General features: G+C 56.7%; 24 protein-coding genes and 2 pseudogenes. 15 read left to right on the forward strand and 11 right to left on the reverse strand.

Features of this window, described 5'->3' with window-relative positions:
* Window positions 1-95: 95 nt before the first annotated feature.
* The 3 genes and pseudogenes from FSY59_RS26950 to FSY59_RS26960 all read right to left on the reverse strand — a co-directional run bounded on the left by FSY59_RS26950 (window position 96) and on the right by FSY59_RS26960 (window position 2,574).
* Entirely contained in the window at window positions 96-542 is a 447-nt protein-coding gene (locus FSY59_RS26950; protein ID WP_043373811.1) for an SRPBCC family protein, read from the reverse strand.
* Between the two features lie 184 nt (window positions 543-726).
* Window positions 727-1,530: a PhzF family phenazine biosynthesis protein gene (locus FSY59_RS26955; RefSeq protein WP_029158295.1), complete on the reverse strand. Its 804-nt coding sequence runs from the start codon at window positions 1,528-1,530 to the stop codon at window positions 727-729.
* A gap of 129 nt (window positions 1,531-1,659) precedes the next feature.
* Window positions 1,660-2,574 (reverse strand): annotated as a pseudogene (locus tag FSY59_RS26960) (LysR substrate-binding domain-containing protein).
* Between FSY59_RS26960 and FSY59_RS26965 the strand changes: the two are divergent.
* Window positions 2,573-3,028: a DUF5990 family protein gene (locus FSY59_RS26965; RefSeq protein WP_003053646.1), complete on the forward strand. Its 456-nt coding sequence runs from the start codon at window positions 2,573-2,575 to the stop codon at window positions 3,026-3,028. The pseudogene FSY59_RS26960 and the gene FSY59_RS26965 overlap by 2 nt on opposite strands.
* Window positions 3,029-3,143: 115 nt before the next feature.
* Here the strand turns inward: FSY59_RS26965 and FSY59_RS26970 are convergent, their stop codons facing one another.
* Both FSY59_RS26970 and FSY59_RS27865 read right to left on the reverse strand, forming a co-directional pair.
* Complete coding sequence (locus tag FSY59_RS26970) at window positions 3,144-3,656, reverse strand: MgtC/SapB family protein (protein WP_003053647.1); 513 nt, start codon at window positions 3,654-3,656, stop codon at window positions 3,144-3,146.
* A 311-nt stretch (window positions 3,657-3,967) separates the two neighbouring features.
* Window positions 3,968-4,765: a phospholipase D-like domain-containing protein gene (locus tag FSY59_RS27865; RefSeq protein ID WP_255439799.1), complete on the reverse strand. Its 798-nt coding sequence runs from the start codon at window positions 4,763-4,765 to the stop codon at window positions 3,968-3,970.
* 318 nt (window positions 4,766-5,083) lie between these two features.
* On the opposite strand from FSY59_RS27865, the gene FSY59_RS26985 reads away from it, so the two are divergent.
* Window positions 5,084-5,386, forward strand: coding sequence for a hypothetical protein (locus FSY59_RS26985; protein ID WP_019042094.1), 303 nt, complete (start codon window positions 5,084-5,086; stop codon window positions 5,384-5,386).
* A 141-nt stretch (window positions 5,387-5,527) separates the two neighbouring features.
* Here FSY59_RS26985 and FSY59_RS26990 read toward each other — a convergent pair whose 3' ends face one another.
* The 3 genes from FSY59_RS26990 to FSY59_RS27005 all read right to left on the reverse strand — a co-directional run bounded on the left by FSY59_RS26990 (window position 5,528) and on the right by FSY59_RS27005 (window position 7,685).
* Window positions 5,528-5,725, reverse strand: coding sequence for a hypothetical protein (locus tag FSY59_RS26990; RefSeq protein WP_148730016.1), 198 nt, complete (start codon window positions 5,723-5,725; stop codon window positions 5,528-5,530).
* Window positions 5,726-7,262: 1,537 nt separating this feature from the next.
* Window positions 7,263-7,442: a hypothetical protein gene (locus FSY59_RS27000; RefSeq protein WP_003053654.1), complete on the reverse strand. Its 180-nt coding sequence runs from the start codon at window positions 7,440-7,442 to the stop codon at window positions 7,263-7,265.
* 24 nt (window positions 7,443-7,466) lie between these two features.
* Window positions 7,467-7,685 carry a hypothetical protein gene (locus FSY59_RS27005; RefSeq protein ID WP_148730017.1) on the reverse strand — a complete coding sequence of 73 codons (219 nt, stop codon included), beginning with the start codon at window positions 7,683-7,685 and terminating at the stop codon, window positions 7,467-7,469.
* Window positions 7,686-8,482: 797 nt separating this feature from the next.
* Here FSY59_RS27005 and FSY59_RS27020 point away from each other — a divergent pair.
* Both FSY59_RS27020 and FSY59_RS27870 read left to right on the forward strand, forming a co-directional pair.
* Complete coding sequence (locus FSY59_RS27020; protein ID WP_241213149.1) at window positions 8,483-9,355, forward strand: hypothetical protein; 873 nt, start codon at window positions 8,483-8,485, stop codon at window positions 9,353-9,355.
* 109 nt (window positions 9,356-9,464) lie between these two features.
* The gene (locus FSY59_RS27870; RefSeq protein WP_255439800.1) at window positions 9,465-9,599 is read left to right on the forward strand and encodes a hypothetical protein; all 135 of its coding nucleotides are present in this window, start codon (window positions 9,465-9,467) and stop codon (window positions 9,597-9,599) included.
* A gap of 114 nt (window positions 9,600-9,713) precedes the next feature.
* On the opposite strand, the gene FSY59_RS27025 is transcribed toward FSY59_RS27870, so the two are convergent.
* Window positions 9,714-10,094, reverse strand: a complete 381-nt coding sequence (locus FSY59_RS27025) for a cupin domain-containing protein (protein ID WP_003053661.1) — start codon at window positions 10,092-10,094, stop codon at window positions 9,714-9,716.
* Window positions 10,095-10,440: 346 nt separating this feature from the next.
* On the opposite strand from FSY59_RS27025, the gene FSY59_RS27030 reads away from it, so the two are divergent.
* From FSY59_RS27030 to FSY59_RS27975, 4 genes are all read left to right on the forward strand, one after another.
* Complete coding sequence (locus tag FSY59_RS27030; protein ID WP_148730018.1) at window positions 10,441-11,673, forward strand: DUF4382 domain-containing protein; 1,233 nt, start codon at window positions 10,441-10,443, stop codon at window positions 11,671-11,673.
* 907 nt (window positions 11,674-12,580) lie between these two features.
* A complete protein-coding gene (locus FSY59_RS27875; protein WP_255439801.1) occupies window positions 12,581-12,715 on the forward strand; it encodes a hypothetical protein in 135 nt (44 codons plus the stop codon).
* A gap of 34 nt (window positions 12,716-12,749) precedes the next feature.
* Window positions 12,750-13,037 (forward strand): hypothetical protein, encoded by a 288-nt coding sequence (locus FSY59_RS27035; protein ID WP_148730019.1) that lies wholly within the window; start codon window positions 12,750-12,752, stop codon window positions 13,035-13,037.
* A 125-nt stretch (window positions 13,038-13,162) separates the two neighbouring features.
* Window positions 13,163-13,423: a tail fiber domain-containing protein gene (locus tag FSY59_RS27975; protein WP_370458249.1), complete on the forward strand. Its 261-nt coding sequence runs from the start codon at window positions 13,163-13,165 to the stop codon at window positions 13,421-13,423.
* A gap of 684 nt (window positions 13,424-14,107) precedes the next feature.
* Here the strand turns inward: FSY59_RS27975 and FSY59_RS27045 are convergent.
* Together FSY59_RS27045 and FSY59_RS27980 are read right to left on the reverse strand one after the other, a co-directional pair.
* The gene (locus tag FSY59_RS27045; RefSeq protein WP_253279360.1) at window positions 14,108-15,028 is read right to left on the reverse strand and encodes a DUF4010 domain-containing protein; all 921 of its coding nucleotides are present in this window, start codon (window positions 15,026-15,028) and stop codon (window positions 14,108-14,110) included.
* A gap of 498 nt (window positions 15,029-15,526) precedes the next feature.
* A pseudogene (locus tag FSY59_RS27980) lies at window positions 15,527-15,781 on the reverse strand (hypothetical protein).
* 307 nt (window positions 15,782-16,088) lie between these two features.
* On the opposite strand from FSY59_RS27980, the gene FSY59_RS27055 reads away from it, so the two are divergent.
* From FSY59_RS27055 to FSY59_RS27090, 7 genes are all read left to right on the forward strand, one after another.
* Window positions 16,089-16,322, forward strand: coding sequence for a hypothetical protein (locus tag FSY59_RS27055; RefSeq protein WP_148730021.1), 234 nt, complete (start codon window positions 16,089-16,091; stop codon window positions 16,320-16,322).
* A 6-nt stretch (window positions 16,323-16,328) separates the two neighbouring features.
* Window positions 16,329-17,063 carry a PDZ domain-containing protein gene (locus FSY59_RS27060; protein ID WP_148730022.1) on the forward strand — a complete coding sequence of 245 codons (735 nt, stop codon included), beginning with the start codon at window positions 16,329-16,331 and terminating at the stop codon, window positions 17,061-17,063.
* Between the two features lie 8 nt (window positions 17,064-17,071).
* Entirely contained in the window at window positions 17,072-18,934 is a 1,863-nt protein-coding gene (locus FSY59_RS27065; protein ID WP_148730023.1) for a PDZ domain-containing protein, read from the forward strand.
* 612 nt (window positions 18,935-19,546) lie between these two features.
* A complete protein-coding gene (locus FSY59_RS27075) occupies window positions 19,547-19,888 on the forward strand; it encodes a DUF3168 domain-containing protein (protein WP_148730024.1) in 342 nt (113 codons plus the stop codon).
* A gap of 57 nt (window positions 19,889-19,945) precedes the next feature.
* Complete coding sequence (locus FSY59_RS27080; protein ID WP_148730025.1) at window positions 19,946-20,788, forward strand: hypothetical protein; 843 nt, start codon at window positions 19,946-19,948, stop codon at window positions 20,786-20,788.
* Between the two features lie 106 nt (window positions 20,789-20,894).
* Window positions 20,895-21,026 (forward strand): hypothetical protein, encoded by a 132-nt coding sequence (locus tag FSY59_RS27085; RefSeq protein WP_255439804.1) that lies wholly within the window; start codon window positions 20,895-20,897, stop codon window positions 21,024-21,026.
* A gap of 37 nt (window positions 21,027-21,063) precedes the next feature.
* Window positions 21,064-21,231: DUF1153 domain-containing protein (locus FSY59_RS27090; RefSeq protein WP_148730026.1), on the forward strand; the 168-nt coding region annotated here is incomplete at its 3' end.

A 21,231-nucleotide genomic window follows, 5' to 3' on the forward strand; every position in this document is an offset into this window, starting at 1 on the left:
ATTGCAGCGACGGACTGGTTCGACCCTGAGCAATCATTGAGGTCGGACTCCGAATACAAGTGAAGTGGGGGATACTGGAGTACGTCAAATGGGGGCTACTCTATAGCTTGAGCCCACTTCGTGAAAGCATCCAAACGACGCTGCATATCTCTGCGGTAGAACACAGCGATCAATGGTTCAATGATCCATCCTGGAAGCGCAGGACGGGCCTTAAAGTTGTAGATGAAGCAAACTTCTGTCTTTCCGTCCTGCAGTGGTTTAAAGCGCCACGTCCCACCGAAATTGCTAAGGATCCATGGCCCCTTGGTCATTAGGACCGCTGCGTGCGTAGGGGGAGAAAACGATATGTACTTCGACTCAATCACTGAGCCACTTCGATTCTTGCAATGAGACTTGATGCCAACCGCCGCAGTTTGATGGCCCCCAATGAGGTATGCCTCGCAAAGATATCTATCCCATTCGAGTCTGCGTGCGTAGTCCTGAGAAAGCCAGAAAAGCACAGCAGTTGGCTTTGCGATGATGGAGGAGACGGAGATGCGCATATTTTGAGGGACAGTTAAATTCAGACGAAAGCTGTCGCTGGCGATGCCTCCCAATACTTGAGTGGACTTGAGTTTGGAATTCAGTCCCAGCGGCGGCTTCTGACCGCGAGCAGAAGTTGGAGATCAACTGCTTCAACCTATGTCCACAGGCGAGTTGCCAAGCCACCACTCCAAACTGGCGCACCTAGATTGTGATAGTGCCTGTCAAATAACGAGCACAGTGACCGGCCACTTTGACGTTTGAATCGGTCACCTCGCAAAACAGGGTGCCTGTGCGCTGTGATGCCTGGTGCGCAATCAGGACCTTCTTATGGAGTTTCTCGGACCAGTATGGAGCAAGTGCTGCGTGTATGGAGCCGGTCACCGGATCTTCATCCCCGCCGTTTGCAGGCCAGAAATAGCGGCTGACAAAATCGTAGGGAGCACCCACGTCCGCAGGTGCCGTAACCACCACGTCCAATGGGCCCAAAGATTCGAGCAGTTCTAGGTTGGGTTTGACCGACCGCACGCCAGCTTCGGACGTATAGACAGCCATATAAGCCTGTTGATTCACCCAGACATGGTCGGGTGAGGGGCTTAGACCCTCAAGAAGGGCAGCTGGAACCTCGCCCAAGGGGCGTGCATCTCGGCGTGGGAAGGTCATGACGATACGCCCAGTGTGCTCTCTTGCTGCTGTGACATCGCCGACTGCCGCGGCCCAGAACGTTATGTTGCGCAGTTGTGGGTCGGCCTCAAAGAGAACAAATGCACTGGCCAGCGTTGCGTGGCCACAAAATGCGATTTCCTTGAGCGGAGAGAACCACCGGATCTCAAAGGCATTTCGCGCAGGGCTCCAAACCAGGAAGGAGGTTTCGGAGAGGTTGTTTTCCGTTGCGATGGCCTGGAGTGTGGGCTCCGCGAGCCAATCTTCCAGCAAGACAACCGCAGCTTGGTTGCCTTTGAACTGGACGGATGTGAATGCGTCAACGATGTGGATGGGAAGTTGCATGGTGAACAGGCCGAGGGGGAATTTTGGGACTTTGGCTGGTGCATGAACCTGCAGCTGCGCTTGCTGCCTTCGCACTGCCATCCCCACGCTGAGCATGATAGTCGGGCCGGGCGAGGCCGCTGCCAGCCGTCAATGGCGCTGGATGAGGCCGGTCATCAGTACTTTTGCCGAGGCAGCCAGGCGCACTTGTATCCGTTTCAGCAGCGCCCTGACACGCCCCGTCACGGAATGGCGATGGCTGTACGCTCCCTGCAATTGCAATGGCGTGGGGCGCAGGTTCAGTGGCAACTACTGCAATCGGCCTGCAGCGAGGTCTTCCTGGCAGGGATAGGCCGCCACAATCGCAAATCCTATGCCTTGCCGTGCGCCTGCCACGGCCAGTTCTCCGCTTTTGACGCGGTAGCGGCTGCGAACCGGTACCTTGACGATGTCGCCCGCAGCATCCTGAAGCTGCCAGGGCTGCCCCTTCAGCGCACTGAGGGTGATGATGCAGGGCAGAGACTTCAGTCCACGCACATGGCGTGGCATACCTGTCTTGGTCAGCAGGGACGCGGCGGCAACCACGATGCTGGGCAGTGTGGCGACTTCGCGTGTGATGAAAGCGCGGTCCTCCTGGTGACCTCGGTGGAAGACGATAGAAAGGTCGAGGTCTTCTCGAAGCACTTCCAGTCCGGTCATTCGGGTATCGCATTCGAGCTTGATCCCCGGATGGAGGCTACAGAATTCGGCGAGGACGGGAGCAAGCAGCCTTGGCGCCTCGCCCGGCATGCACATCTTCAAAGGACTACGCAGTTCGCTCTGTACCGCACCAAGTTCATCCTGCGTGGAGAGCAAAGTGTCGATAAAGGGCACGGTGCGCTCGTAGAGCAGCCGGCCGGCTTCCGTCATGCGCAGATGTCCGTTATGCAACTGGGAGTGCTGCAGTTCGATAAGCGGTATCCGGACGGCCTGCTCCAACTGGCAGTTGCATGACATCTTTACGCATGTACAGTCAGAGCCTTTGGAGACCGTTGAAATCCAGCAGTGAAAGCAGTTTGTCGTCATGAGCAAAGCAAACTCCGCGCAGTCCGTTCGTATACGAATACTGGTGGTCGATGCCCCACCTGAAGTTTGGTTCGCCGTGCAGCGCGGCAAGTCGGACTTGCTCGATCCATTGGACGGCCAGCAGGAGCCTCTTCGATTCGAGTTCTCGCTTCGCTTGGGATCACCCCTCGCAACGGGCGCAGTCAATTTCCTGGGTGAGTTCGCGCAGGGCCCATCTTCCGAACGTTTCGTTTACATCAATTCCGGCACCCTTGCGGGGCAGGCGGGCTCGCCCTGGACTCGTCGCGCCAAGCTGAAGCTGGCGTCTATTCCCCAGGAAGTCGTCGACGCCGTGCTCTCCTCTGGAGGAGTCATTGAGGCACGCGTTCAAGGGACGATGGGAGACGGCGGCCCTGTTTGCGCTTCGCTGAAGCCGCATGCAGTCGTCTGGGGCGTTGCGCACGATGCGGCTTAGTCTCCGATACATCTGTTGGTACCTGTTCTCCGCGGAATGAGAAAAGCCCGCTATTGCGGGCTGTGAGTTTTGGTGGCTGGCGAGGCCGATGTGCGGCCTGCACCTCCTTTGGAGACTATTCTGATTTCGTCGTCTGTCTGGATTGGCTGTTTTTTGTCAGCATGGGAATCACGCTCAGGATAAGAAGCGCAAAGATTGTGCTGATGACTGCTGTTGCCTCTTCACCGAGTCCTGCGCATACGCCGATGGCAGCCGTGAGCCAAAGTCCGGCGGCAGTAGTCAGGCCCTTTACATGAGGTGCTGAATTCTCGCCATCAGATTTAAGGATCGCCCCGGCACCGAGAAAGCCGACGCCAGTGATGACCCCTTGCACTACTCGTGCAGCATTCGCTGTATCCACACCAGACTGTAGCGACACCAGCACGACCAAAGATGATCCCATTGCCACCAGCATATGGGTGCGCAAGCCAGCAGCTTTTCCGTTGGCCTCGCGTTGCCAGCCGAGGAGCCCACCCAGGACGGCCGCCAGAAACAGGCGAACCACGATTCTTGTCGCTTGGGCAGCGTCTGGGACATCTGAAAACTCACTGGCAATGGTGCTGGTGATGGTGTTGAGCGTGTCATTCATTGATGGGTCCTTCGATCGGTGAGCAACCGGCGATGAAGCGAGGTGCAGGCAGGCATGCAAAGCCATTTTGGTTGTGCTGTAGGAATTGAGGAGTAGGCATAGGGCTCCAGATAGCAAAAAGCCTGCTTATTGGCGGGCTGTTGATGGGTGGATAGGTCGTGACTGGTCGTGCCGGCCAGCTTCAGCTCAGTTAGTAGTGAGCCGCGAGCCGTATTGCGCACGGGGGCGCTGGCCCGCCCGAAAAGCTATGCGCATTGGATGAGCTCAGGTGCCAAAGGGCAGAGCCGTCTACGGACTGGGAATCCCGGTACTCAACAGGATGACCTGGGGTATAGCAATAGCTCCATCAGGTCTGCCTTGCCAGCTACCGTCACTAGTCCAGCTGCCGCGAGTGCGCGCACAAAGCCGAACCCGTGCTGTCGAGCGTTTTCCAGCTGTATCGCCGATTCCGGCTTCTTGTCATAGGCTGCGCGAACCCTGTCAACGATGATTTTCCAATCAGCGTGAAGGTTGCTTGGCAACAGTTCGTAGCGATATGTCTGTACGGTTACTGAAGCATTGCTCGTCATGTTCGCTCCTCCGTGACATGGCCTCCAGCTTACGCTTCTTCCCTCCTGGCATGAGGTCATTCGGAATGAAAAAGCCCGCGGCGGCGGGCTGGGGTGTTGGTGCTCAGGTGGGAAATGTTCATGCTCTTGAACATTGAGACTCCAGAAATAGAAAAAGCCCGCAGGTGCGGGCTTCAGGTAAAGATGGGTAGGTGGCAGCAAGTCGATGGGCGGATAGGGCTTTCCGAGATCCCAGCGTGACTGCCAGTGAGCGATGTACTGCTTCGCAACTTCAGGCATGTCGCGAATGACAACGACTTTCTCTGAGTTGGCTGTTTCAGCAGACGGTGCAAAGTTGAATGAGCCTGTTTCTGCGGTAGAGCCGTCAACGATGATGACTTTGTCGTGATGAATGTGAAAGTGGTCGTTGGTTCTTGAATCGACGCCGTTGCTGGTGACAAAGACCATGGCCTTTTTGCTGGTCTTGCCTTTGTTGCGCTTCTTGTCGACCACAACTCTGCCCTTGACGCTGCGGTTCTTGGCCGCCACTAGTGCTTGCATGATGTCGGCGCCTGAAATGCGTAGGCCAAATGGTCATTCTCGTGAACCTATGGACTCCTGAAATGACGAAGCCCGCTCAATGACGGGCCGTTCAGATTTAAAAGTTGGCGGTTGCGGCCGCTGAGTACTGGGGCTTGAGCGTTGCGGCTCATGTCATGGATAACGTGCAGCTTGTTGTGGGTTGAGGACATGCGGTACTTTACATATTGGGGTGATGGCGCCGGCACGGTAGATCTGACTACTTTGCTCTTTTAGGAGCGAGATTTCGGTCAAATTGACGTGGTTCTCAACGCACTGGTCCCCAGCTAGGAGCTGGTCATGGAAACGATTGAGCAAATGGCTGAAAGACACATACGCGAGTCCGAAGCTGATCTGAATCACATCGATGTGCTGATGAAGCGTGCGCAGAAGGCGAGTGCAAACGCCGCAGATCAAGCAGAAGCCGAGATGCTTTTAGAGCAGGCCGCCAAGCAGCACGCAAAGTTGGATCAACATTTGACGGCCCTAAGAAGCCAGCAAGAGCCTGACCACGAGAAGCTGGCCGAGGAAGGGGCGCGCTTCAGAGAGGCGCTTGGGAAAATACGGTCGAATCTCGAAGTACTGCTAGCTTCCTGGCTGTGATTGCGCAGTGCTCGCGCCGACAGACTGTGACTTAACACGATGTTGGCGGCTATCGGTCGTGCGGTTGCCCTTGAGCGGCATAGCTCCAGAAAAGAAAAAGCCACCGAATCGGTGGCGGATGGAAACAGGTGGGTGCCGAAGTCACGGCGGCACTTTCAGGCATTGCACAGTCTTGCCGTCCAGCCACTCGGCGTGCATGCCCGGGAAGGCGAACTCGTCGCGCAGGCTTGGGGTGATGCTTTGGGGGTCATCGGCTTGGGCATCAGGCACAGTCAGCCAGGCCACGATAAGCAGGGCGCCAACGATGACTAGCGCGGAGTCAACAATCGTCTTGAGCATGAGGATCTCCTGTTCAATAATCGCGCGCAGCTATCAAAGCTGAATGCATAGAGGGGCCAGGCTTCGGGCGTGAGCGCCATGATCACGGCCGCACCGACTAGGCAGAAGAGGCCGAAGCCGGTGAGAGCCCATTGCGCGGCGGGCAGCAGCTTTGTGGTGTGGGATCTGGATGGAGTCGAATGCTTGGTCTCCTGTAGGCAAAGAAAAAGCCCGCAAGCGATTGCTGCGGGCGTTAGGTGAGAAGCAGTGTGTTTTGTGGAGATCTGGCGATCAAGTCTTCATCGCATCGCTGAAACTGTGGTGCTCATTCGGCAATGGCGACTTGTTATGCTGACAGATCATCAGAGTTAATGGGGGAGCCATGTCGAGTTTGGGATCGTGGCGCTAGTCGTTGGCGGTGCACTGAGCGCGTTTGCCGCAGTAGCACACTTGGCGTGTATCGCAATGGGCGCTCCCGCCTACCGGGTGATGGGAGCGAGTGAGCGGATGGTCCGAGCTGCCGAGCAAGGAAAGCCTAGGCCAGCACTGATAACGCTTTTCATCGCAATGATTTGGTTCATTTGCGCGGGTTACGCATTGGCCGGAGCTGGCATCATTGAGCCCTTGCCGCTAACCAAACTCGCTCTCACAGCTATCTGTGCCGTGTATCTGGCGCGGGCGGTTGCTTTTCCACTTCTCAAACCGGTGTTCCCTGCAAACACGCAGACTTTCTGGCTGGTGTCATCTGGCATCTGTCTTGTGATTGGGCTGTTTCACTTGGTTGGCCTCGTTGAAGTGTGGGGCGCACTCTAGGCATTTCACTGATCAACACTCAGTGTCTTTCGCAAGCGCTGGTGATGACAAAAGAAAGCCCGCTGGCGTTTGCTGCGGGCTTGAATAAAGAGCCGGCGACCTTTCGGGTCGCGCCTGGGGAGAGGTCAGAAAGGGAGGGGGAGATATCCCAGGCCCGGCGTAACAGGTAGATGGGGTCGAATTCTGCATGACGCGTTTAGGGCGATCAATAGGAGCTCGTCTTACACCAAAGGAGGTAGAACCATCTGGTGTGGTCACTGTCGCCAAGACGCAAGCGCCGTGCTCCTGATTGCCGCCAGCCCAGGCCCATTCCTGAACTGCCGTACCTGATCGAGTGGTCACACCGGATGGCCCCGTTAGAGCCCTGCGGGGGAAGGCACATGCATGTCGCATGCTGGCCGAACACTCACATCTCGAGATCTCCGTGCACCAAAAAGCCACCTCGGAAGGTGGCTGTTGAAAATGAAACCACGAAATCGTGGGAGGACTGTCGAGCACTGTAGCTACCAGTAACGATAGCTATGGTGCATGCGCGATTGCTTCTCTTTTTGCCTCCGCTTGTTTTTTTCAGGAGGTCCGCACTGCTCGATGTTGGGTGGACTGGGGAGTGGCTCGCCTCTGGCGAAGACTCGTCTGACTGTTCTCCAAACCTTCAGGAATGAAGATGGGATGCGGTTTACTGACATATAGACCTCCGGACTGACACGCGCGAGCTACGGGCTCGCTGCGTCTCCGTGTGGTGCTGTCACACCTTGTCGTTGACAGCAGGTGCTTCGGAGCTGGGCTGTGGGGCTTTTGGTGTCGGTGCGAGTGGTGGATCGAGACTGGATTCGATGGGTTGAATCTGTGAAATCGGCTCGAGGAGCATCACCCACATATCACGCCAGAACTCGGACTGACGCTTGTAGCCAAGTAATGAAAACATATAGACCTCCGGTCAGATGCTTGCTCAAGCGGCAGAGATTTTGTTGAGGACCGCTTGCAGCAAAAGACGGTTCGTTTTTTTGCGCAGCATCTGCTCAGGAGATTCCTCCTGCAGCTGTGCATCCGTTTGAAATGGCGTGTGAAAGATTCGGTCGTCATCCGGCACCGCCCGGGAATCGACTTCCTGTTTCACGGCGGGAAGCCGGGAGCGGATGTTGAAGATGGTTTTGTCGATGAAAGACATATAGACCTCCGGTCTATGCTGGCGGTCCAAGATAGGCCGTCTCACACCACAGTACTCCTTTTAATGCCCTTAAACGGATCACGTCAGCAATGAACTGCGGGGCGTCATTCGCAGCCGTTTTTCCAACGAAAAAGCCACCTTGAAAGGTGGCTCAGGATCCGGATTTCCTGCTCTTCAGGCTTAAGGAACCGTTGAGTCAGGCCTTGTCCGTGGTTGCCTCTGCATGGTGCGCTGGCTGCTGCGCTTCGGGCTTGGCGGAAGGCTCTTGTTCGAAACTTGAAGGGCTTGGTGGAAGCTCGGAGATGGGCTCGAGGATGATCGACCACATGTCGCGCCAGAATGCGACGTACCTTTGGTACAGAAGGAGTGGAAACATATAGACCTCCGGTCTAAAGCAGCAAATCCAGACGACTTGCATGTGTCCACGGTACGCTTTTTAAAGACCTTAAACGCTGCTGGAAAACAACCGAGAAGGTGGTTTGGCTGCCCTCTCTAAACGGCTGCTCGACACAACCGTTCCAGCCCTGACGTGACAAAACTGCTGTCCATATCGCTACTGCTTGCGTTGCTGCTGTTGTTCTTCCTCGTTCCTTTTCTTCGGTACGCGCGGTTTGCCTTGTTGCTGTGGGGCTGGGAGCCCATCCGTGAAAAAGAACATCAGCTTCAAGGTGTCCCAAAAGGATGGGGTGGAGATGGGAATGGGGTTACCTGACAAGTAGACCTCCGGTCTAGGATGGCAAATCAAGATTGACTGCCTCGTCCCACCGTACTCCTTTAAATGACCTTAAACGGCACCCTTGAAAAATAGACGCTTGCAAGGCCAGTCGCCTCACGGTGTTCGGGCCCGGCCAGAGCTGGAGCTACCCGGCTTTGAGCTGCAGCCTCCGGCCATGGACTTCGGCGCCGCGCCGGAGTTGGTGATCGGCCAGGCCCCGGCCTTGCCCCAGATGCGGGAGGTGGCCATTCCCGATGCGCCGGACTTTCTGGCGCTGACCACCCACCAGTTTGGCGGCGTGAATCTGCACGAGGATTGGCTGGACAAGCTGGACGACATGCCCGAGCTGCAGCTGTTGGAGCCCGCGCCCTTTGAGTTCAAGCGCGCGCCGGGCTATGCATCTGGCCTGCTGGACAACCTGAAGGCCATGATCGCATCCCGCATTCAGGGCGGTACCGGCCTGAAGCCCGAAGCAGAGCAGGCCATCTGGGATCGATCGCGCGACCGCGAAACCCAGGTGGCGCTGGCGCGCGAGCAGGAGGTGATGCGCGCAGCCGAGGCGCTGGGCTTTCCGCTGCCGTCCGGGGTGCTGGCCGGCCAGCTGGCCGATGCCCGGCGCGAGTTGCACGACAAGCTCTCGGGCCTGTCGCGCGACATTGCCATCAAGCAGGCCGGGCTGGAGCAGGCCAACGTCAAGGATGCGACCACCCAGGGGCTGGCGCTGGAAGGTCAGTTGATGGACCAGGCCATGCAGCTGGACCGCCTGTCGTTTGAGGCGGCCAAGGCGACGGCTGACCATGAGATTGCGACCCACAACGCAGCGCTGGAGCGCTTCAAGGCGCTACTGGACGGCTATCGCACCTATGCCATGGCCTATGAAACCGTGATCAAGGCCGAGATGAACAAGGTGGAGGTCTACAAGGCCCTGCTGCAGGCCGAGCAGACCAAGGTGTAGATCAATCAATCGCCGCTGAGAGGCAGACATCAAGCAGTACGAGGCGGGCTCCAACATCAGCCTGCAGACGGCCAAGCTCAATGCCGATGTAGCGATTCAGAGCAATGTCGTGCAGCTGGAGGCGGCCAAGATTGGCCTCACGACTTCGGCGCAGCGCGTGGCCAGCGCCTGGAGCATGGTGTCGGCCTCGGCAGGTATCACTGGCGGCGTCAGTTGGGGCTATAGCGGCTCGCTGGATCAGTGAGGAGGGCCTGGAAACGACCCCGAGCCGTCATTCAGCAAGGCAGTCTGCGTCTTGCTCTGGACTCAGGCTCTGGATCGTCTGGATCACGAAATTTCCTCGATATATACATCTGCGCTACTGGGACGATTTTGCGTAGACATCCGCACTGAGCACCTCCAGGCCGACGAAAGGCTCACCGCCTTCGACCCAGGCATCGTGACCGGGCGGGATTGCATAGGACTCGCCCGGACTGAGTGTTGTCTGAGATCCGTCTTGCATCTGCACGGTGAGCGTTCCAGAAACAACATGCCCCACATGCGAGAGCTGACAATAGTCGGTCTTCACCACGGGCTTGATGCATTCTGACCAACGCCATCCGGGCTCGAAATTGAAACGCCCGATCGTGTAGCCCTGAAGCTTCACTACCTCGACACGGGTTTTGTCGGGCGTTCGAAGCTCGTCCGGCCTGCCATGCGACTTGACCTCAAGCTTTTCAACATTGACTGGAGTGACCATGACTTTCTCCTTCAGTTAAGCTGGCCCCCGCCATCGCGGCATTCTTAAGGGAGTCGCTAATGAGTGAGAGGACAAATGAAAAGCTATCGCTGTGCCATGCGCATGGCAATACCTACAAAAAGGTGGGTCGTAACGGGTGCCGGAAATCCCATTGCGGGCGATCAGCTTTCTTGGGTAATGTGAAGCACACAACCGAGTTTCAAGAGTTTTGTTACCAAATTCTGTCGCTTCCTGAATCGCATCGAGATCAAGAGCAAACCGACGCCCACAGTCCGTAACACCGCACTGACACGTCGCTGACGGAGCCCCCTAGCATTGCGCAGTCTTATCACCAAGAAGGTAGCTTATGAGTAACTCGCGTGGATTTCGGCCTGTCAAGGCCTTGTGCTGGACGGGTCTGGGCTTGATTGCTGCCGGGCTGGCAGCATGTGGCGGAGGTGGTGGTGGCGATAGCTCCCCACAGCAAGGCACGCTCAAGCTGGCCATGACCGACGCTCCGGCGTGTGGCTATGACCATGTCTATGTCACAGTCACCAAAATCCGCGTGCATCAGAGCGCCACGGCAGGTGCCACGGATTCCGGCTGGAGCGAACTGACGATTCCTGCCCAGCGCATTGACCTGCTCGGTTTGACCAACGGCGTGCTGCAGGAATTGGGTTCGCTGCCACTACCGGCGGGCAATTATCAGCAGGTCCGCCTGGTGCTGGCCGACAACCCGTCCAACCCGACCCCCGCCAACCCCTTGGCCAATGCCCTGGTGCTGTCAGGCTCGACCAACGAGATCGCACTGACCACTCCCAGTGGACAACAAAGCGGCTTCAAGCTCAAGGCCAACTTCAATGTCACCGGCGGCCAGGTCGCCGATATGGTTCTGGACTTCGATGCCTGCAAGTCCATTGTCAAGGCAGGTAACTCCGGCAACTACAACCTCAAACCCGTGGTGGCTGTCATCAAGCGGTTGACGACAGCAATTGTGGGCTATGTGGATCCTGCCCTGGCCTCCAGCGTCGTGGTGTCCACGCGGGACCCGGACAACAACCTGCGCGCCACCGTGCCCAACGCCACTACAGGCAAGTTCGTACTGGCCTACCTGCCGGAGAACACCAACTACACCGTCGTCGTTGCAGGCCAGAATCTGACCACCGCCGCAGTGACTGGCATTCCGGTCTCGATCGCTGCTGGTACCACCACGCTCAACGCATCGACAGCCCCCATTCCACTGCCGGCATCTGCTTCGGCGACTGTTGCGGGCAAGGTGACAAACACATCCAATACGCCTTTGACAGATGCTGAGGTGAATGCCCAGCAAGTGCTCAGTGCAGGTCAAAGGCTCGATGCTGCATGGACTTTGGTTGACCCTGCCAATGCAAACTACAGCCTGAACCTGCCATTGGTGGCGCCCAACAAGGCTCCTTACGTCGCAAGCGGGCCTTTGGTGTTCACTGCGGACACAGCTGCTGCTGGCAAGTACAACATCCTGGGCAGCGCTGCCGGCTACACCACTCAGACCACTGCACCAGCCATGGTGCTGACTACTGCCAACAGCTTGACCACCAAGGATCTGGTGCTCGCTCCTTAATGAAGCCGGAAGACCATGCCCATCTCGAGCCACCAATCAGATGGCATGGTCGCAAACCCAATAAATCAAACAAGGAGGATCTGCGATGAAGCAAGTTTTAGGAATTCTGGCAATTGTTGGCACTCTGTTGAGCGGATGTGCTGTCTACACCCCCAGTGGAGCTGTTGTAGTCGATGGTCCTAGAGGCGGGGGTAATTTCTGTCCGCCAGGCCAAGCCAAGAAAGGCAACTGCTAAAACAGGTGCGGGCCTTTCGCGATCTGATACCCACATGAACGAATGAGCAACATGCTCTATCGCATCAAGACTATTTGAGCACCACTACTTGGACGTAGTTGGCATCTCGTTAAGCCACCCGCAAGGTGGCTTTTTTTTTGTCCTGAGCAGGGCGCAACTGGGTTATTGAAAATAGATAATATTTATTAATTAAAATATATCGATAGAAATTGTTGACAATTTATAAAATTTATGAAAATATTGAACTTAATTGATGTCTTTGAATGGGCGCAGTAACTCTGATGTGAGTGAAGCCTCCTTAAGCCACCCTCCACTGGGTGGCTTTTTTTCACTGAAGTCTGAGCCATCCGGTGTGACCACTCGAGCAGGTTCGGCAGCTCAGGAATCGGCTTGGGCGGCTGTCGATCAAGAGCACTGCGCGGCTTCTGCGGGGTGGCAACAGTAGTCGCGCCAGATGGCACTTCGATGCAGCCATCGCTGTGAGTGCCGTTCATCTTTGACCAGCATTCCACTCCGAGTTGACCGGCGTGCCTGAACTGGTCACTGACAGCAGCCGACCCCAAGCTGTCGATCGGCGGTGCACTACAGCTGTCTGCTTCTGGCCGTTAGCGGCTATGTGGTGCACCCCTCTAGGGTTCGACCGCTGAGCCCGTGCCCGGAACACTCCGGGGTATGAAAAAAGCTCTCGCATCAATGCTGGCGCTGCTGGGCATTCATCAGCATCCGAGTGCCGAGCAAAGACAAGACATTGTGGTCGCGGCCGCGCAAGCCACGCCGGGAGCTTCCGGCTCGCAGGCCTGCCCCTAAGCGACTGGCTGGACCTGGCATCGATCGCTTTGGCATGAACCCCACGGGCACGAAACTGCTGCACTTCGGCCAGGCCAAGGAGATGCTGGAGCACTGCATCAATGGCGGCACTGCCAGTGCCAGTTCGCTGCCTGCCCACCAGCAGCGCGTGCTGGATGAAAAGCAGGAGCTGGAGATCCGAATCGCCAGGCGGGACGAGTTCATTCTGCGCAATGCGTTGTTCTGCCAGCTGGACCCTGACGAGCAGGCTCGTATGCGCCGCCAGCTTGATGTAATGCGTGAGCTGTCTGTGATCCTGGGCGAGCGCGTTAAGGAATTTTGAAATCAGGATGCGCAGGCGCCCAGGCTGGGGCTGCGAATACCTATAGCCAGATCAGTCAGACGCAGATCGCGGCGGGCTCTGCCAATAGTGGACTTTGGGGCGCGTTAGGGAGTGCAGCCGGCATGATGGGTGCTGCGTATTTGGGGAGGCCGGTGGGCAACAACACACCAACCCAATTTACCTCAGATCGAGAACAGAAGCGCGATATACAGGCTGCTTCCACAAAAGGCGCGCTGAGTGCTGTAAAGGATACGCCAGTTGCGCTGTGGCGCTACAAAGAGAACGCTGCGGCTGCGGATGGTGGGGCGGTTCACGTGGGGCCAATGGTGCAAGATCTTCAGCGGAATGCCGGAAATGCTGTTGCGCCAGAAGGCAAAAAAAATTGACCTCATCAGCGCAAACGGGCTCTTAATGGGGTCCATTCAAGAACTGTCAAAGCAAGTTGACAGCATCGCCTCTAGCGTTGGGGGCGGCCACGGCACTGGTAAATCGGGGTGGTATCGGGGAGGCAAGCAGTTCGTTGCAGCGCTTGCTCATGAATCAGGAAGCCTGAATTAAGCTGAGGTATCGCTTTTCCGGCCTTACAGAGTCATTCGTCATGCATTGACCAGTTGGAGCATATTCAAACACCCGACCGTTACGGATATAGAAAAGATTGTTGCATGTAACGTTGTTGTCCACGCAGTTAGCACTAACGGCAGTGCCACCGCAATACGTACCCTTGAGAGCATTTATATATAGTTCCTGACTTCGACTCCTGATGAGGTTGTACGAGTTGTCATCTGCATCGTCGAAAAAAGTGAATGCGTGTCCAGCGCTTCCACTGGCATTCCCTTCCAGTTATCTAAGTCGGCTTGGCGAACAGTCGCAATCTCTTGGGTCGCGCATCCGACAAGCGTCATGGCGGCAATGCTCATCACGAGTTGAAAAGCTCTCATCTTTCTCATTCCTCCTATGTGAAGGCATGTAGCAGAGGAGCAACTGCGGTCTGTCAGCAGCCCTCGACCCAAGGCATTTCCGTCCCATCGACCGCAATCATCACGCACCACATCGCTGATGATCAGTCCGCATTAGCCAATCCACAGCAGTGACAGACCTGCCCCTGTCACCATAGAGGCCAGTCCCAGACTGACTCGTGTTCCATATTTGGCTCCCCCGACGGCGAACGCCAGTACGGATTTGGCGATTGCGCTGGAAGCAAGAATCACAACCAACCCCCATTGAGTGGTGGACAGGGGCAGACTACCTGATGCAAAAAGCTGCCCTAAGCTAGCAGCCGCGGCATGCAGTTCGGCCAAAGCTGCAAATGCCGCCGCGACCAGGACGCCAGTGCTGCCAAAGGCATGCTGGAGCCAGGCGCCTAGAACTAACATCAGCGCAATGGTGCCGGCAATCAGCAATGCAGTTGAAAGCTTAAATACCCGTTCGGTCTCAAACGCAGTTTGCGTGGCAATTTTTGGTCGATTCAGCAATCCTGTGGCAGCAGCCAGCACAAGGCAGGCTGCTGCAACGATAAGAGGCACTGCCATGGATAGCATTAGCGCAAGGGATGTGGCAGAGAGAATGGCTATGAACAGACATAGCGAGGCCAACTGAGCCAGCATTGCACTGCCGAAGGCTTGCGCTTGCTGATGTTCGTCTGACTTGGCCAAGTTGCCAAGGCTGGCGATAGCCGCAGTAGATGACACAAACCCAGAAAAGAATCCGGTAACAGGCAGTCCCCAATGTGGGCCGAGCACTCGGGTAAGTATGTGGCCCAGCATGCCGACAGCCATGAACAGCACAACCACTTTCCAAAGGGCTGCGAGGCTTAGTACACCCCATGGATCTACAGGCGCGTGCGGCAAAAGTGGCATCACGACCAGCGCTGCAGCACCCAGCAGAAGGCCATCCCTCAGTTCATTCTCTGTGAGTAACTCACGACTCCAGCGTTGTATGGGACCTTTGGAATGCACCAGCAAGGCGCAAAGGATGCCCAGGGCTGCAGTCAAGGTAGGACTCTTGTGCGATAGGGCACCCAGAGTTAATGTAAAAAGTAGAGTCACTTCACTGGTCAGCCCTGGGTCTTTGGGGGCTGAGTGCCAGTAGGCTGCAACGGTCAGAGCACCGACCAACAGAAGTACAACGGCAAAGGGCAGCACGCCTAACCACCAGGCCGCGCAGCCAAGCAACGCTGCTATGGCATGGGTACGAGTTCCAGCGATGCTCTCGTGCTCACTCCCGCGACGCTCACTCACGAGCCCGATAAGCAGACCACAGCCTAAGGAGACTACCCAATGATCGACACCGGCCCAACTCAGCTGCATAAGTCTCAACCTCTCGATGTGAGTAAGGCTCGTCCGATTGATGGGACTACGCCTCAGCTACTACTACGCAGCATAGTTGAGTACGAGATGACGCCGAAAGCAATAAGAGCTGGATCGTAAGACGCCTAAATCTCTATCTAAGGCCTCCGCGTGACGGAGGAGGGGTCAAGCCTGCACGCTCCCTCAATAGCCCTCGACCAAAGGCATTGCCGTCCCATCGACCGCAATCATCACGCCCGTGGTGTTGGGGGCGATTTCTATTGGGACGCCCCACAGCTCATTGGGCTTGCCCAAGGAGTTGACGATGTTGAACTGCCGCAGTGCTTCCGGCGGCATCTTGATCAGTTTGGGGTAGGCGTTGTCGTGGGCCTTTCAGTGCCTCAGGAAGGCTTGGCAGACGCGCTTGTGGGCGGTGTGGATCGGCGATTCATCGGTCATGGTGCGATTGTGTCAGAGCATGTTGCCGTGACACCAATCCCGTGGAAGCCTTCGTCTGGGACCAGATGTTTGTAGGCAGTTGTCGATTGGAGTGAGTCTCGTGAACGGCAATGTGGTCCAGTCTTCTAGGCTGGGTTTTCCTTTAGCCAGTTTGGGTGAAGACTTGGCGAGCCAAGGCATGAAAAATATTGCTTCCCAGTCAATGAATAGGCGATATGCGACTTCTATTAGTGTTTGCGGCAGTTTTTGCTCCAGGCTGCGTACCCGGGCGGTTTTCCTGACTTGAGGGCTGCATTGGCGTCTCGGAATGCTCAACAAAGGGATCAATCCCGACACAGGTGAAACGCTGGTTGAAACCAAGCGCCGAAAAGCACAAAGCTCAGCAAATTTTCAACGCGACTTGTCAAATCTATCGACGAACTTGCGCCAGCAGCTGGCCAATGTTGAAGCTGCTTCACGTGGTAGCTCTGTAGCAGCAGACAGAGCAAGAGCTGAGCGCAATGCGCGATACGCTGCGGACGAACGCTTGCCTGTTCAATAAAAATCTATGCCAGAAATCACCATGCCCCATTCCTTCATTTTCCGGCTATTGAAACTATCGCCCGTGGTCTTAATGAGTGGTTGCGCTGCGGTGCAGTATTACACCGGCGCCTACGATGATTCGGACGAGAGCGGGATCGTCATGATGCAGCAGTCCTACCGGGGTCTCGACTGCGACGGCTTGGCGAATTCATTGAAAGGAATGCAGGGAAACACGGCCAACGAATCGACCGGCCAGTCCTACGGCCGCCGGATCAACGTCGCCGCGATCCAGCGGGTGCAGGTGGAGAAGAACTGTGCGGCCGCTAGGCCGGTCTCCGCGGCGGAGGCTAAACCGGCGATGCCACCGGTTCCGACCGCCAAGTCGAACGCTGCCATGGCGGCAGGCCCGCTCAACCTTCAGCGGCTTGGAGTGAAGGTCGATGCGGTACCTCCGGCGCTGGCCGCTGCCATGCAGTTGCCGACGGGGCGCGGTGTTCTAGTGGTGTCACTGCAAAAAGGGCGTCCCGCAGACCGCGCCGGCCTGAAGCCGACCGAGGTGGTGCTGGAGGCTTCCGGCCAGGTGCTGGAGTCGCCTGCCCAGCTCGATGCAATCGTCAAGCGCATGCGCGATGGCTATCCCTTGCCTCTGGTCGTCCGGGGCGATACAGGCGAGCGCGAGGTAACGGTGTTGTTGGCGCGCATCGGAGCGGTCGCCGCTCCTGCACCCAAGGCGGCGACCCCGGCATCGGCCGCGAAGTGAGGTTCGCCATGCAATCGAAATCGCCGTCGATCTCTTTCTTCCGGACCCTGGTGGCACTGACCCTGCTTGGCTTGGCTGCTTCTGCGCAGGCTCAGGTCAAGACAGGTTTCGGCTTCTGCTATGTGCAGGATTTAACCAACTTCAAGACCTATGCCTCGCCGGTGTTCCCGGTGTCGTGGAAGCCAGGTGAAGAACTTCCTCGGGCGGAAGCCTTGGCGACTGAGTTCTTGGCCGTAGTCACCGCCGTTGGCGGCACCGGTCAGAAGAATTGCTATCCGCCAAACGAGTCCAAAGCGGTAGCCGATTCCGAGCGGGCGGAAGTTAAGCGACTGGGAACTAGTACCTTCCTGCAGAAATGGCAGGACCTCGCCTTCACCCCCAGGCCCTGGGATCCCGCGCAGCGGTCCCTTTCCGGCAACCGGACTCGCTATTTCTTCTGCGCGGTCGGCGACCCAGACCTACGCAAGGGGGCCGCCACCAGCGTCTTCCCGGTTGAGGTTCCGGCGGCCAACCCGTCCGCCGCCTTCACCCTGGCCGAGCTTTACACGGAGGAATTCACCCGCGATGTGCTCCCGGGCCTGAGGCTGTCGGCGGTCTATCCGAGCTGCCTTTCGTTTGAATCGATGGCGGAGGCACAGCACGGACGCGCAGTGCACAAGAAGGTATTCGATGGTTTCAACCTCACCTTCGTCGATCTGAGCTGGCGGCCGACTGCGCGTTTGCCCGACGCCGCCTCGGCTGCGCCGGTGCGGCGCTCATCGACCACACCCGTGCCGGCATCCACCGCCGGAAAGCAGGGGCCGGGCACAGTCGTCACACCGATTTCCGCCGACGGTCTGGGCGCCACTTTCGGTGCACTGACACCTTCCTTGTCGGAAGCCCTGCAACTGGGTCAACGCAAGGGTGTGATGGTGGTGGATGTCACGCCGGGTGGAGCTGCCGCAGCAGCCGGCTTGAAGCCGCTGGACGTCATTCTGGAGTTCGCCGGGCAGAAGGTGTCCGGACCGGTTGAGCTGCAAACCATCGTCGCTAGCACACGGGCCGGTTACCGCGCCCCGCTGCAGGTATGGCGCAAACAGGCATTGCTGAACATCTCGATCACCTTGTCGGCAAGCGTGCAGGTGCCTGTACCTGTGGCTATGCCGGCACTGACTCCGTCCGGCCCCGCGCGCCCGCTACCGCGCGGGCTGATTGGCGCGCAAGTCACGAAGCTGACCCCTGCGCTGCAGCAGGCGCTGAGCGCCGCTTCGACCGATGGAGTCATGGTAACGAACACCGTACCCGGCAAAGCAGCTGAGGAGTCGGGTATCCGCAGCGGAGACGTCATTCTGCAGGCGCTCGACCAGCCGGTGCGCGACCTGAACGATCTGGCCACCATTCTCGGGCAGGTGCCTGACGGCCAGACGGTCATGCTGCGTATTCTGCGGGGCGGCCGCGACCTGGACCTTCCAGTCGGCCCGATCCGCAGCGATACGCCAGCGCTGCCGGCCGGACGGACCTATGCCTTCGCTGCCAAGATCGTGCCGCCGCCTGTCGTCAAGCGTTTTTGCCATATGCACGTGCAAACGACGCAGGACTTCTTCGACAAGGGAGTGCGGTCAAACGTCTTCGAGTTGAATGCGGACGAAAGTGAGAAAACCGCCTTGCGTGTGATGACCGCCTTTATCGCCCGAGCTAACGAGGCGGAACCGGCTCGGTGGGACAGCCCTGCACGGGTCTATTGCGAAGCTTCCCACTGCAGCGGCATAAGTACTCAGCGTCATCACATGATGACCTCGTTCTGCTCGGCCGACCGGCAACAGGCGGACGATATGCTGATCGCTTCCGAACGCGGAAAGTCATTGCCGCGCATCGAATTCAATCCGAAGTAGTCGGTCGAGTCACTGGCCCTGGTCTTGCCAATGCCCAGCCCTCACCCTGGGTCGCCTTGACTGACCCGGTTCAGGACCAGTTCACGTGCGGCGCCGGACGGCAGGTTCCTTGCTAAGTGACGAACTGGCATTTTCGGCCAATGGTTGTCAGGCCGAATTTGCCTGCGGCTGACCGCTTCATGTCGGTGTGAACCTGCGCACGGCACTCAAAAAAGCGCAGGGGCGCGCACAACATCTGCCGGGGCAGTAGCTACGGCTTGTAGGCCATTGAGCTGAGCTGGAAGCAAAACAAAAACACTTCCGGGCGAATGAAGACCCCCCAGGACGGTGCATCGGTTATGGTGGGTAACTTAAACCACTAAGGAATCGCCTGATGCCAAAACCCAACTACCAATTCGAAAAAAGGCAGCGGGAGCTCGAGAAGAGGAAAAAGAAGGCTGAGAAGGCTCAGCGCAAAGCTACAGGGTCCGAAACAGTTGCGCCAGTCCTGAATTCTGAGGCACCGGTTGAGAACAAGTAGGTAAGGGATAGGCGAGGGGCTCAGCGCGCCGCTGGCGCTGCGGTGCTTGCCTCGGCTGATGTGCTTTGGCAAGCGCTAGAAAAGGTGAAGTAATGGACGAAGCTCTGCATGCAGCCATTGCGGCCGTGATCCCGAACTGCTTCGGCACCGTGGCTCCAGCCAATGCGCAAACGCCTTACGTGATCTGGCAGCGCTTCGCCGGCGAAACCAGCGAATACTTGGATAACGAGGATTCACAGGTTGATGGCGCTGATGTGCAGATTCGCATCTTCAGCCAAGACATCCTTGAGCCGAAGCGGCTGATGCCTCAACTGGTGAGCGCGCTGCGACAGCATCCAGACCTGACCATTCGCCCGGTCGGAAACTTCCGCGATGACTTCGACCACGATATGGAGCTGTTTTCGGCGGACCAAGACCTCACAGTTAATTATTGAGTTCATCTCGGCCAGGGATGGTGTTTGCTACCATCCTCTTCACATCAAGGAGGGGATATGAGGGGTTTCATCACATTTGCGACTGCGGCAATTGCGCTGAGTTTCGCTCTAAGTTTGCCTGCTGTGGCTGCAGGTGCGAAGTCAAATGCAAAGGCACAAAATAGAATAGTTGATGATGGCTATGCAAAGACAGCATTGAGTTTGTCTGATGAAAAGCTACCGCAAAATTTTAAAGGCTACAGTTGCACTGAGATAGTAAAAGGATTGCAGTCGTTAAACATTAAAAAGGACGAATTTGAAACAAAGCAGGAATTTGAAGATCGGCTGATGAATGATGGCTTGAAGAAATTGAGTGGATCAATAACTGCGGTTGATCCAATGATTTTTGTGTACAACAAAAGTCTTTCAGACTTCAAATACGACCCGGAATCTCAGGCATTTAAGGGGCGAAGCTACTTTGGCAAAGACGGGATGCTCAAAGAGGGATACGAGCTGTTCGACGCAGCGCCCCTAGTCATACTCAGTAACTCGAGAAAAAGTTACATAGGTGTCAATGGATTTGGTGCGAGTACAAAGGTTGAAGAGTCTAGTACAAAAGTTTGCGGCGTAATTTTTAAGCAAGCCAAGAAAAAAACAATTTATGGTCCGTTAAAAATTGAATACAACATACCTATGGCGTCTGAAAAAGCCAGAGAGCTAAAGGATTCCCTGAAAATCGCTTTTGTCGGAGCTTTGTCTATCCCTTATTTGGGAAGATACGTATCTTTTTCAAAGCCAACCGTCTCTAGTCCTTATGACATTAGCATTACTGGCGATTCAATCGTTATTCGACTTGAAGAAGTTTGGGTTTTTGATGAAAAAACAGGTGAGATTTTCGCGAGGGTACAGCCCTCAGAATAATCGGTATGCATTTTTACACGCCGCCTTCGGGCGGCTTTTTTTTGCCCAAATGGGCGTCTGCCACCCGCCGCTGAGCGGGTTTTGTTTGCCTGAAAGGGGCACAACCATGCGCAAAGTTCCTCTGCCCGATGGGGCAAAACTCTATCTGTACACCGCCGCGCTGACCGCCTTGGCGGCGGGCGAAATGTCCAATGCCGCACATGCGGTGGTGGAGGTGGCCAATGTATTGACCCAGTGAAAACCTGCTCAGGTGTTACCGTCGAGAGAAAGACACCATGAGCACATTGATGGAAGAAGAGATCAAACGCTGGACCGAAAAGCGCAAGACGGCACTGATCCTGGAGATCATCCAGGGCAAGACCAGCGTGTCGGAGGCCAGTCGAACCTATGACCTGCCGCCGTCGGAGATTGAGGGCTGGGTGGAAGATGGCCGCAAGGGCATG

This window comes from Comamonas sp. Z3 (genome assembly GCF_008121565.1).
GTDB classification, from domain to species: Bacteria; Pseudomonadota; Gammaproteobacteria; order Burkholderiales; family Burkholderiaceae_C; genus Comamonas; species Comamonas brasiliensis.